At 54.2% G+C, this 12529-nt stretch carries 8 protein-coding genes; 4 read left to right on the top strand and 4 right to left on the bottom strand.

The window, feature by feature from the left end; translation table 11 throughout:
- Positions 1–36: 36 nt before the first annotated feature.
- The 4 genes from KJS57_RS08775 to KJS57_RS08760 all read left to right on the top strand — a co-directional run bounded on the left by KJS57_RS08775 (position 37) and on the right by KJS57_RS08760 (position 3840).
- Complete coding sequence (locus KJS57_RS08775; RefSeq protein WP_213654456.1) at positions 37–1098, top strand: Gfo/Idh/MocA family protein; 1062 nt, start codon at positions 37–39, stop codon at positions 1096–1098.
- A gap of 21 nt (positions 1099–1119) precedes the next feature.
- The gene (locus tag KJS57_RS08770; protein ID WP_211022308.1) at positions 1120–1998 is read left to right on the top strand and encodes a sugar phosphate isomerase/epimerase family protein; all 879 of its coding nucleotides are present in this window, start codon (positions 1120–1122) and stop codon (positions 1996–1998) included.
- A 19-nt stretch (positions 1999–2017) separates the two neighbouring features.
- A complete protein-coding gene (locus tag KJS57_RS08765) occupies positions 2018–2878 on the top strand; it encodes a sugar phosphate isomerase/epimerase family protein (protein ID WP_213654455.1) in 861 nt (286 codons plus the stop codon).
- Between the two features lie 92 nt (positions 2879–2970).
- Positions 2971–3840 carry a CgeB family protein gene (locus KJS57_RS08760; RefSeq protein ID WP_244861456.1) on the top strand — a complete coding sequence of 290 codons (870 nt, stop codon included), beginning with the start codon at positions 2971–2973 and terminating at the stop codon, positions 3838–3840.
- A gap of 78 nt (positions 3841–3918) precedes the next feature.
- Here the strand turns inward: KJS57_RS08760 and KJS57_RS08755 are convergent, their stop codons facing one another.
- The 4 genes from KJS57_RS08755 to KJS57_RS08740 all read right to left on the bottom strand — a co-directional run bounded on the left by KJS57_RS08755 (position 3919) and on the right by KJS57_RS08740 (position 12528).
- Positions 3919–6663 (bottom strand): alpha-mannosidase, encoded by a 2745-nt coding sequence (locus KJS57_RS08755; RefSeq protein WP_213654454.1) that lies wholly within the window; start codon positions 6661–6663, stop codon positions 3919–3921.
- Positions 6664–6971: 308 nt separating this feature from the next.
- Positions 6972–7970, bottom strand: a complete 999-nt coding sequence (locus KJS57_RS08750; RefSeq protein ID WP_213654453.1) for a glycoside hydrolase family 130 protein — start codon at positions 7968–7970, stop codon at positions 6972–6974.
- Positions 7971–8081: 111 nt separating this feature from the next.
- Positions 8082–9401, bottom strand: coding sequence for a glycoside hydrolase family 125 protein (locus KJS57_RS08745; protein WP_211022312.1), 1320 nt, complete (start codon positions 9399–9401; stop codon positions 8082–8084).
- Positions 9388–12528 (bottom strand): alpha-mannosidase, encoded by a 3141-nt coding sequence (locus KJS57_RS08740; protein WP_213654452.1) that lies wholly within the window; start codon positions 12526–12528, stop codon positions 9388–9390. The genes KJS57_RS08745 and KJS57_RS08740 overlap by 14 nt, the downstream gene beginning before the upstream one ends.
- Between the last annotated feature and the right edge of the window lies 1 nt (position 12529).

Genomic DNA, 12529 nt, shown 5'->3' with positions numbered 1-12529 from the left:
ATCCGCACGGGTAATGAAAGGGTGTAAGCGATTACAATGGGCGAATTGAAAGTAGGCCTGATCGGTAACGGCTCCATCTCGGAATGTCATCTTCAAGCGTATGCGTTAAACCCTAAAGTTGAGTTAGTCGCAATTTGTGATCTTCAGGAGGATCGGGCCCGGGAAAGTGCCCGTAAGTACAATATCCCTCACATCTATACCGATTACCGGGAGCTGCTCGAGAGCCCGGATGTTCAAGCCGTCAGCATTTGCACATGGAATAACAGCCATGCCGAAATCAGTGTCGCGGCGCTTCGAGCGGGCAAGAACGTGCTCTGTGAAAAACCGCTATGCAAAACCGTGGACGAAGCGCTAGAGGTGGAACGCGCCGTGCGCGAAACCGGTAAGCTGCTCCAGGTGGGCTATGTCCGTCGTCACGCCTCCAACATTGCGGTATTAAAGAAATTCATCGATGCCGGTGAACTCGGTGACATTTACTTTGCCAAAGCCAGCCTGATCCGGCGCCTCGGCAATCCGGGCGGCTGGTTCGCGGACAAGGAGCGCTCGGGCGGCGGTCCGTTGATCGATATCGGCGTTCACGTCATCGACCTGTGCTGGTACCTTATGGGCAAACCGAAAGTGAAATCCGTAAGCGGGAATACGTACAACAAACTCGGTAACCGCTCGCATATCGAAAATTACGATTTCTATAAAGCGGCTGATTACGATGCCTCCCTCAATACGGTCGAGGATATGGCCAATGCGCTGATCCGGTTTGAGAACGGCGCCTCGCTGATGGTTGACGTCAGCTTTTCGCTCCATGCGAAAGACAACTCGGCGATGGTCAATATTTACGGCGACAAGGGCGGCGCGGAAATTGAGCCGGTGCTCTCGATTGTAACGGAGCGCCATAACACGATCATCAATATCGATCCGCAGATCAGCACGCCGGGCTTTGATTTCCAAGGAAGCTTCAATACGGAAATTAACCATTTCGTCGACAGCTGTCTGGGTCTGCATGAGACCAGCTGTCCGGTGGAGGACGGCGTGGAAATGATCAAAATATTAAATGCCATCTACCAATCGGCCGCGGAAGGCCGGGAAATTGAAATCAAATAATTTAAAGGAGGCGGACCAAGGGTGAAACTGAACAATAAAATCGGAGTTATCGTTGACAGTTTCGGTCTGGGCGTTAGAGAGGGATTACTCAAAGCCAAAGAGGTCGGAGCCGACGGCGTGCAAATTTATGCCGTATCTGGCGAAATGGACCCGGAAGTACTGACCGGAAGCAAACGCAAGGAATTGCGCAGCTATATTGAAGGCTTGGGCCTGGAAATTTCCGCGCTCTGCGGCGATTTGGCCGGACATGGATTCCAGGACGCGGAAGCGAATCCGGCAAAAATTGAGAAATCAAAACGGATCCTCGATCTGGCCGTCGAGCTTGGCACGAATATCGTTACGACGCATATCGGCATCGTGCCGGATAATGCGGATGGCCGTATTTATGAGGCGATGCAGCAGGCTTGTGAGGAGCTCGGTGTGTACGCCAAGAGCATGAACGCCTACTTTGCCATTGAGACCGGACCCGAGCCGGCGGCACATTTGAAGGAGTTCCTGGATACGCTCAGCACGAACGGCGTTTCCGTCAATTTCGATCCGGCCAATATGGTCATGGTGACGGGTGATGATCCGGTACAAGGCGTCAAAACGCTGCGGGACTACATCGTCCACACGCATGTCAAAGACGGCAAGCGTCTGCGTCCGGTCGATCCGAAGGACGTATACGGTTTTCTTGGCTACAGCGCGATGGATCACCAGAAAATCGCCGAAATGGCCGCCTCTGGCGCAGCCTTTGAAGAGGTTCCGCTCGGTGAGGGCAAAGTCGACTTCCCGGCTTATTTTGCGGCGCTCCAGGAAATCGGTTATACCGGCTACCTGACGATCGAGCGTGAAGTAGGCACCAACCCTGCGGAGGATATTGCCAAAGCGGTGTCCTTCATCCAATCTTATCGAGGCTAAATTAGGGAGATGACCAATCATGAAGTTAGGAATTAGTTCTTACAGCTTGTTCCAGGCTATGCATCAAGGCCGCATGAATATCAGTGAAGTGATCGATTGGACCGCGGGCATCGGGGCCAGCCATATTGAAATCGTACCGAAGCTCGGATTCGACTTTGACAACGACCCGGGGCTTGAGGAACAAATTATAAATAAAGCCAAAGCTGCCGGCATCGAAATTTCGAATTACGCGATCGGAGCCAACTTTATCACGGATACGGAAGAAGCCTATGAGGCGGAAATTGCCAGAGTGATCAGCGAGGTGGATCGGGTCCACCGTTTGGGCGCGAAACTGATGCGGCATGACGTCGCATCCCGCCAAGATATCTCCATCCAGCGGTTTAACGAGGACCTGGACAAAATCGCGGCAGCCTGCCGCCGGATTGCCGATCACGCAGCGCAATACGGAATTACGACAAGTGTGGAGAATCACGGCTACTATGTCCAAGCCAGCGATCGCGTACAGGCGCTCCTTCATGCCGTAGATCGTCCGAATTTCAAAACAACGCTGGATGTCGGCAACTTCGTGTGCGTGGACGAGAATCCGGTTACTGCCGTAAAGAGCAATTTGAAATACGCCTCGATCGTGCATATCAAAGACTTCTACATCCGCCCGTCCTACCGCAATCCCGGGGAGGGCTGGTTCAAGAGCACCGGAGGCAACTTCTTGCGCGGAGCGATCGCCGGTCATGGCGATATCGATCTGTGGGAAATTATTCGGGCTATCAAGAGTTCCGGCTATGACGGATTTTTCTCAATCGAATATGAAGGCATGGAAGACTGTCTGAACGGTACGAAAATCGCCTTTGATAATGTGAAACGAATTTGGGACGAAGTATAGCCTGACTCCGCTCCTTGCTCAAACCTCCTCTCCCTCTATTACATAATTTGCTATATACGCAAATTTTGAAACTAAGGGGGAGATGAGGAACTTTGAAAGCTGCTAAACAAACGCCCCTTTTGATGTGTTACGGAAAGACGCCCTATACGCCCGGAAGTTATTTGGAACGGGCTTTAAGGAATATAGGCACTCCCGTAGACACGGTTGAAAAGGAAGTCGATTTTGCAAAAATAGATCTTGGCAAATACAAAGCCATACTCTTTGTGGAGAGTCCGGCCCGACCACCCGTTGTCGTAGCGAATCGCAATCTCGTCAAAATTCCCGTCATCCATTGGATTCACCATGGGGAAAACCGCCTGGACACTAATCTGGAGTTGGTCGCAGCATACCGCCCTGATCTCCTGCTGATGTCCCATTCTTTGCATCTGGCGCCCCTGTTCTCGACATCCGTTGAATTTTTTCCGTTCGGGGCAGATCCTCATATTTTCCGCTCCGATATTCCTTTACCTGATCGGACCATCGATATTGCGTTTGCGGGCTCGCACACCTCCATCTATGCTGAGCGTGATGCCAATCTCCGGTCTATGGAAACGTCCCTCAGTCAAAGAAACTGTTCGTTTCGCAAGCGTCCTTATTTGGAAAAGCTAAGCGAATTGTATGGAAACTCCAAAATCGTGTTTAACCAGACAGCCGATCATATCAAGACTTTTAACATGCGAATCTTCGAGGGTATGGGTTGCGGCGCTCTGGTCCTCACGGACGATACTCCCGAGCAGTCCCGCTTGTTCCAGGACGGGAAGCATTATATTATTTTCCACTCGACAGAAGATTTGCTGGAGAAGGCGCGATATTATCTGGACCATTTGGATGAAGCCGCCAAAATTGCGGCAGCCGGGCACAAGCACGTACTGAAAGCCCATACGTACGAACACCGGGCTCGTCAATTGCTGGAACTGTTCTAACTAAAAAGGTACAGTCCCCTCATAAAATGAGGAGCTGTACCTTTTTTTGTGCCGTTTTCTGTTTGCAAGTAACCTAATTTATCTGTGAATCCCGATCGTCACGATTTCGCAAGGTCCTACCAGCATTGAAAGTCCGCCGGCCGTGTTGCCGGATAAAGGCTGTGCAGGCTCCTCCAATATAGTCGTCTTATATAAATACTCCGACTTCATATTAGGACTGAGGGTCAGTTCAGCATCGCTACTGCTCATATTGTACCAGCGCAGCAGCAGATCTCCCGTTTCCTCGTTCATTTTGAGCGACGAGAAGGCAAGCTCCGCCCCCTCCCAACGCAACGGCGTGTAGAGCGGAGCGATTGGTCCGGTATGCACGCCTGTCTGGCAAACCGTCCATGGAATCTGGAACTGGTAGGCCTCGGTATATGCATCGAACGCACCGCCGCCTTCATGGCCATAAGGAATCAGTTCCAGGCGGAAGGTATGCTCACCGAGACATTGCGCCTCCGGCGTCGGGAACAAACCCCAGTCACCCAACTCGCCGACGGAACGGAGCAGCGTCACGGCAATCGTATTGCGGCCGTCCCGCAGCACTTCGTATTCGTTCAAGCCGAGGTTGGCTACCGCCAAACCGGCCTGACCGTCGCTAATCTCCACAAAGGCCTGTTGATGCTGGGTATTGCTTGGGTTGGCCCATTCCGGAGCCGGTTCGTTATCTCTCACGGCGATTTCGAACATAGAATCAACCTGATGCTTGGCCGCCATAAGATCGGTCGGGAACAGAACGCGAATCCGATGATCCTTCGCCCGGTTATCGAGGCTGCTTTCGATATGCAGCCCTTTTCCGCCTTTCTCCAATGAGAGAACGGTAGTGATCTCCAATGGAACGAGGCGCTTGCTGCGCTGTGCCTTGCGTTCCGGATAATATACGAGCGCCCGTTGCTCCGCATCCAGCGTGTCGTCCGCGGAAGCGGGAATTTCCCAATGGTGGCGGATCTCGATGGATGCGCGGTACGGCGTATCCTCCACCACCCGGATTTGCGCGGCCAGCCCCTTCGTGGTCAACGCTTTCTCGCCTTCCGGCTGACGGTACATATATTCGTTGCCGATATCCCCGGTATCCTCGTAAACGCCGAGGTCCCGGTAGTTGCGGCCCGACTTCTTGTCGATCAGCGCAAAGGAGCCGTCCTCCGCAATCTCAATCTTAATCGCGGTATTCTCCATAACATGGTGGCCGGTCAGCAGTGACCCCGCGTTCTGAGGAATGGAACCGGACGCTGCCTCCTCCCGGCGTACCCATGCGTAGGTACGGAGTCCGAGTGCCGGAACGTCTTCCGCCTGGAACGTGATCCGGACCCGGCGGCACATGTAAGGCTGGCGGAACTTGTCGTCCGGCAAATCATATCCGAACAGGAGTCCCAAGTCTTCCACGGTGCAAGCGACCTTATTCCCGGCTTCATCGATCAGAACGCGGCCGGACAAATCGGCCTCCTTCATCCGGCGGGCGGTTTCCTCCAGGGTAAAGCCTTCCCGCAAATACAAGCGGGCGGCATCCAGCTCCACCGAAATCACGCCGGTACGAGCCCAGCCGGTCGTATTCATCGCGACCAAAGGAAGCGGATCTTCGCCGTATGCGGCGAACCCCGAAGTATCGATCGATTCGGCGATTACCTGCTTGCTGTCGTCGATGACGGACTCGGCGACGTGGCGGCTTTTGGCGAAACGAGTGACCATTTCACGGTGCACTTCATCCACGCTGCAGCCGCAGATGCTGTCGTGCGGATGGTTCTGCATCAGCGTTTTCCAGGCATAGGTAAACAGGTGATGCGGGTATTCCTTGCCCAGCAGATGCGCAAACGAGGCCAGCGGTTCGGCTACTTTTTCAAGCAAGGTCTGACCTTCCTGGTTCATTTGCTTCAGGTACACCCGGGCCGAAGCCGTATTGACCAGCGTCCCCCAGCCGTCTGTGCGCTGGCTGCGCAGTTCGCCCTTCACGGAGGATAAATCCCGGTCTAGCGCCCCTTCCAGCGACTGCAAATACTGCGGCAGGCTGGAGTGGACAAACTCCGTGTCCGGGTACAACCGGGAAGCCGTTTCGATCGCCTCCGGCAGATCGAGCTGGATCGGCTGATGATCACAGCCGTTCATAAACAGCAGTTCCCCGGTGGAGGCGTATTTCTCCGCATCCGCCAGCTTGCGGTCCCAGAACGCCTTGGCTTCCTCGTCGTCAGTCGGTACCTCGTTGCCGTTCGAATACCAGTTGGCAAACAGAATGCCGAGCACCTTCGAGCCATCGGGCCCTTCCCAGATAAGCTCCGAGAAAGAAGACTCATACCCGCCGTCGGATACTGTATTGTTAAAGCCCGTCGGCTTTACGCCGCGCCCGAAAAAGGCATTGTCAATCCCCGACTGCTTCATCAGCTGCGGCGTTTGACCGACAAGTCCAAACGTATCGGGGAAATAACCAATCTTGGCAGGCTCCCCGTACCGTTTGGCGTCCTGATGGCCGATCTGCATGTTGCGTACATTCGCTTCGCCGCTCGTCAGGAACGCATCCTGCAAAATATACCATGGCCCGATCAAAATACGGCCTTCCCGGATATGGGTCTCCAGCCGTTCTTTATTCTCGGGACGGACCTGGAGATAGTCCTCCAAGATGATTGTCTGCCCGTCCAGATAGAAGCTCTTGAACTCTCCGCCCTGGTCCAGTTTGTCCAGAAGCGCGTCCACCAGCGCCACGAGCCGGACATGATGCTTCTCGTAAGGCAGGTACCATTCTCTGTCCCAGTGCGTGTGGGAAATGATATGCGCTGTTCTTTTCTTGTCCATGCGTTGATTCCCCGCTTTCTTCTCTATTTGAATCGTAGATTATATTAAAAGTCAGGTCATTCCTCACTAATTTATCGTATCGGCCCGGTTTCATATAGGAGCGAAACTAAAGATATAGATAGAAAAATTAAAGATAGGCATGCAATCGGGTTAGTCACGCCCTATCCACCTGGACCGGAACCGGCTCGAGGAATAAAGAACCGCCACCCTCGCTTCGAGCGAAGCAGGATAGCGGCTCCCTGTTTCGAATAGGCCCGTCGCTGATTCCTATTCATTTCAATAATCGTTGGCGTTGTTTATGGCTTTACTTATGCTTGTGCTTCCAACGGATACTTTTCCATGTAGTCGAGCAACTCATCCACGGTCGTGAAGGCGATTCCCGTCACCGTATCGGCGCAGCCGTAATAGATGGCAATGCGGCCGGTGTCAGCATCGGTCAATGCGGCGCACGGGAAAGTTACGTTCGGCACGTCTCCTACGCACTCGTACAGCGTTTCCGGGCCGAGAATGTAGTTGCGGGAACGGGCAAGCACTTTCCAAGGCTCATTGATATCCAGAAGCGCGCAGCCCATACGGTAAACGAATCCGTTGCAGGTATTAATAACGCCGTGATAAATCAGCAACCAGCCTTTGTCGGTTTCGATCGGAACCGGTCCGGGACCGATTTTTTTGGATTGCCATGCAGACTCGTCTCCGCCGATCGTACCCATCACATAGCGGTGTTTCCCCCAGAACGTGAGGTCCGGGCTTACGCTGTAGAAAATATCTCCGAACGGCGTGTGGCCCGTATCGCTCGGACGGCTGACCATAGCATAGTAATCTCCGATTTTGCGCGGGAACAGTACTCCGTTGCGGTTATACGGCAAAAAGGCATTCTCCAGCTGATGGAACGTTTTGAAATCGGTCGTATACGCAATGCCGATCGTCGGACCGTGATAGCCGTTGCACCAAGTGATGTAGTAGCGGTCTCCAATCTTGCATACCCGCGGATCATAACGGTATTCCCGTTTAATAATTTCTTCGTCGCCTTCGAATTGAATCGGATCGTGATTGATGTTCCAATTCACGCCGTCGTCACTGAATCCGGCGAAAATATCCATGCTCACCGATCTAGAGTCGCAGCGGAATACGCCGGCAAACCCGCCTTCAAAAGGTACGACTGCGGAGTTGAATACGCTATTGGAATTCGGGATCGCGTGACGTTCGATGATCGGGTTTGCGGAATAACGCCAAACCGGCGCGTTCAAGCCTTCCGGCTTCTCTTGCCAAGGAATATTTTTCAGGGATTCGCCAATAATTTTGCTCATGATCAGGTCTCCTTTTTATAGAAAGGTTATTTATCAAGCTCAAATCGCTTTATTGTAATTCGGGATCTGGTCAGGTAATGGCCCGTAATAGCCTATAGCAAACCTGCTTGCTTACAAAATGCCTTCCTGCATGGCCCGGTACACGAGCTGCGAGAACAGGCTGTTTGACCAGGCGAACCACTTGCGTGTAAAAGTGTGCGGATCGTCGGCATGGAAGCCCTCATGCATGTAGCCGGTATCCGCGTCGGTCGCCTCCAGCATCGCGATCATCTCCAGCTTCTCTTCCTTGGTCTGCGCCGTGATGCCTTGCATCGATAAGGCCATATGCCAGATATAATCCTTCGGCGTATGCGGGCTTCCGATACCCTTGGCGGCTTTCCCCTCGAAGTAGAACGGATTCTCCTTGCTGAGCGCAAAACGCCGCGTATTTTGATATATTTCATCGTCCGCGGTCACATAGCCGAGATACGGAATGGACATCAGACCCGGCGTACCCGCGTCGTCCATCAGGCAGTAGTTGCCGAAGCCGTCGGTTTCGTAGGCGTAGATCGGCCCGAATTCAGGATGGCGGTAGATACCGTACAGCTTGATCCCGTGATCGACCTCGAACTCCAATTCCTTCAATTCAGCCAGGAAATCCATATCGCGGAACACCCACTCCGCAAATTCCTGCATTTGGCGCAGTGCCACCACAGCGAACATATTGCCCGGAATGTTGTAGTGGAAATCGCAAGCGTCGTCGCTGGAGCGGAAGCCCGACCAGATCATTCCCGTGTAATTAACCGGCATGCCGAGACCGCCGTTGCGCAGTGAATCTTCAGGAATTCCGTTGTTCCGGGAGAAACGGTACGGCGATTGTTCGAAATGATGCTGCTCGGTTTTGAACACGTCGTAAATCCGCCGCATCGCTGCTTTGAAGCCGGCATCGAAAATGTCGGTCCGCTCGGTTTCCTTCCAATACTTATAGGCCAACCGGACGACGAAGCACAGCGAGTCGATTTCGAACTTGCGCTCCCATACCCAAGGGGACATTTCCGTCACATCCGTCGTGTTCCAGTGCCAGTCATTCGCCGTTTCGTTAAACGCGTTGGCGTAAGGATCGATATGAATGTACTGGATATGGCGCTTGATGAGGCCACCGATAATCCGCTGCAAATCGGCATCTTCCTTGGCCAGCGGCACGTAGTGAATCACCTGCTCTACCGAGTCGCGCAGCCAGGAAGCCGGAATATCGCCGGTAATGACAAAAGTCGTTCCGTCCTCCATCAGCTTGGTTGTCGTTTCCAGCGTATTCGGAAAACAGTTCTTGAATAATTGCAGCAGCTTGGGACGATGGGCGAGCTTCACTTCGGCGTCGGCAATCACGTCTTGAACGGCCTGCGGAAGCTCCAGCTTCGGCATCGGTATTTTCGGTAGTCTAAATTGTTCCATGGGCTATCGACTCCTTATTTATCTTCAGTGTTTTGATCTCATACGGGGCAAAGTCCAGCTTGATCGGCCCCGCCGCGGCGCTCAGCGGCTCAACCTCCCGCTCCAGTGCGTCGGACAGGAATACACCGCCGTGAGGCTGATTCCAGTTCAACTCCACGCGTTCGCGCCCGCCGGACGATTCATAGAAGCGGAGAATCACGCCGCTGCCGTCTTCGGCCGGTTTGACCGTATCGAGTACGACATGCTCGCCCGTAAAGCCGATCAGCGAGTGCACCGGAGGCAACGAACCTGCACGGGCTTCGGCGGCAATGACCACCGGATCCAGATTCAGTTCCGCCGCAGCGCGTACCGTATGCGCCGATTGCCAATCCCCGGTATGCGGATAGAGCGAATACGTAAATTCATGATCGCCCAAATCGGCGGTGACGTCCGGCCATTTCGGCGCGCGCAGCAAGGACAGGCGAATCGTGCTGCCCTGCACGTCGTAGCCGTACTTGCAGTCATTCAGCAGGCTGACGCCGTAGCCACGCTCGGATACATCAACGAAGCGATGTCCGCAGACTTCGTATTGCGCCTGCTCCCAGCTCGTATTTCGGTGCGTAACCCGTTCCAATGCGCCGAATGGAATTTCGTAGGTCGCTTTATCCGTGACGACATCGCTCGGGAAGCCGACTTTGAGCAGCTTGTGGGCTTCGTTCCAGCTTACCTTGGTCTTAAAATCGATCCGCCGGTCGTTATGATACAGGATCATATCCTGTGTAATCTCCGATTGCCCGATGCTCCAGCGGAACCGAAGCACATCCTGCACGGCTCCGACCGCTATCACGCTGCTTTCCAGAAGTTTCGCCTGACCGGCCGGCTGTTGCTCATAGCGGCTGTCGATATCCCAGGCATCCCAAAGCGTCGGCCGGTCATGGAAGAAATGGAACCGGTTCGCGGCTTCGCCCGATTGGACAATTTCCCGGTCGGCGTCTTTATCCCAAAGACTGACGATTTCGCCGCGATTATTGAATTTCAACCGGTAACACTCCGTTTCCCACTCGCTTGGAAATGTTTTCTCCCGGGCAGACGATCCCGGCATCTGTTCCTGTTTAGCTTCGCTCCGCAGCCAAATCGTCTTGTAGCCGAAGGCCGGAATTCCGGGTACGTGAACCCGGACCGCGTTATCTTCGCCTTGTACTCCAGAGGCGCCATCCAGGATTAGTTGAGCGCCGTTCTCGTCATATGCACTAAGGGTGCCGTCAAGCCCGTGGTCGCGGATGGAAATCGCCGCATCCCGGGACCAGCCCAGGCTGTTAAAGACGATATAAGGCTTACCCTCACCCGCCGTCGCCACCTCTCCGGCCAGAGACTCCAGACCCTGTGACAACCCGGCATTGCCTTTGCCGAAAATTTCTCTATATTCTTTTTCCGATGTCTCATAGGTTTCGGTGATCGCCGACCCCGGAATAATGTCATGGAACTGATTCAGTAAAATCAGCTTCCAGCCTTCATTCAAGTCATTCCGGATTGCGTCAGCACGCTCTTCCTGCATAACCGGAGCCGCCAGCGTATTCCACACCTCAGCCTCGCGATACAATATTTCCGCTTTGCGGTTGTTCCGCTTGTTGCGGCCATGCGTCGTGTAGGTGCCGCGGTGCAGCTCCAGATAAAGATCGCCGTGCCAGGCCGGAAGCTCCGGCTGCGCCGCATCGATTCCGGCAAAGAACTCGGCCGCGGTACTGTACTCGCTGGAAGGCTGTCCGACCATAAGCTCGGCCCGATCATTATATTCCAGCATCTCGCGGGTTACGCCTCCTCCTCCGTCGCCGTGGCCGTACAGCAGCATCTGTTCCGGGTGCGCAGCTTTCTCCCGATAAGATTGCCAGTGATCGTGAATATCTTTAGGGAGCGTATTTTCGTTGACTCCATGATTCAAATAGGACAGCATCGGCGTTCCGTCAATCCCGACCCAGTGAAACAGATCGTACGGGAACACGTTCGTGTCGTTCCAGCCCAGCTTGGTCGTCATGAAGTAACGCACGCCGCCATGACGTAAAATCTGAGGCAGTGAAGCGCAGTAGCCGAACGTATCGGGCAGCCATTCAATCTCCGACGTCATGCCGAACTCCTCCTGATAAAAAGTCTGTCCGTACAGCATTTGCCGCATCAGCGATTCCCCGCTAGGCAAATTCAAATCCGGTTCAACCCACATGCCGCCGACGAGTTCCCAGCGGCCTTCTTTGATGCGCTGCTTCACCCGTTCGTACAGCTCGGGGTCGTTCTCCTTTAAATAGGCGAACAACTGCGGCTGGCTCTGCGTATAGCGGTACTCCGGATACTCGCGCATCAGGGCGTCGACGGTCGAAAACGTCCGGCTCGCCTTGCGCACCGTTTCCCTCGCCGGCCACAACCAAGCGATATCGATATGGGATTGGCCGACCATATGGATCAAGCCTTCGGCAGATCCCCCTATGCTCTTCACCCGTTCCCGGAGCCGCTGTTCCAGTTCCGTGATAGCCTGCCCTTCAGCAATCGCCGCAAGATCCAAGGGAACAAATTCGTCCATCGCGGCATGCAGCGCCTCGATCAAGCGAGTGCGCCGGAAATCCTGTTCCGGCAGCAGCACGGCCGAGTCGCGGATTACGGTTGCCGTGTACATTAAGCTTTGCACTGGGCGATTGACCAGGACCAGCCTGCTGTCGATCGATGTAATCGGCGGCTGAATCACCGCTTGACGGTTCAGAGGATCCACCGGTTCGGGAATCGGATCGAACAGTTCGATCTCCAGCTCCAGCGGATGATCTCCCGACCCGGCAGGCAAGGTTACGAAAGTATGATTCCGGTCCAGGCCCTGGTACGATTTCCCGTTAATGCGCAGCAAACCTTCGCCACCGGAAGCAAATACGAGCCCGGTATGGCCGCCTTGCCACGATTCCGGAACCTCAAGCGTCATCCGGAAGAAATACGTTGTCCCTTGCGTGCTGGGGAACCGCTCAAAATGCTGTCCCTCCGGATAGTTCATTTCCTCGGAATACTGCCCGGGAAGCCGATATTCGGAGGTCGTGATTTCCCACTCTCTCAGTTCCGATTGCTCCAGCCACTGCACATCGGCCAGCTCCCGGATAAACCGTTTGATCCGTTCCATA

Origin of the sequence: Paenibacillus vini (genome assembly GCF_018403325.1) — a bacterium.
Lineage (GTDB): Bacteria > Bacillota > Bacilli > Paenibacillales > Paenibacillaceae > Fontibacillus > Fontibacillus vini.
The sequence above is the reverse complement of the archived record's forward strand: the minus strand, read 5'-3'. Positions and strand labels throughout refer to the sequence as shown.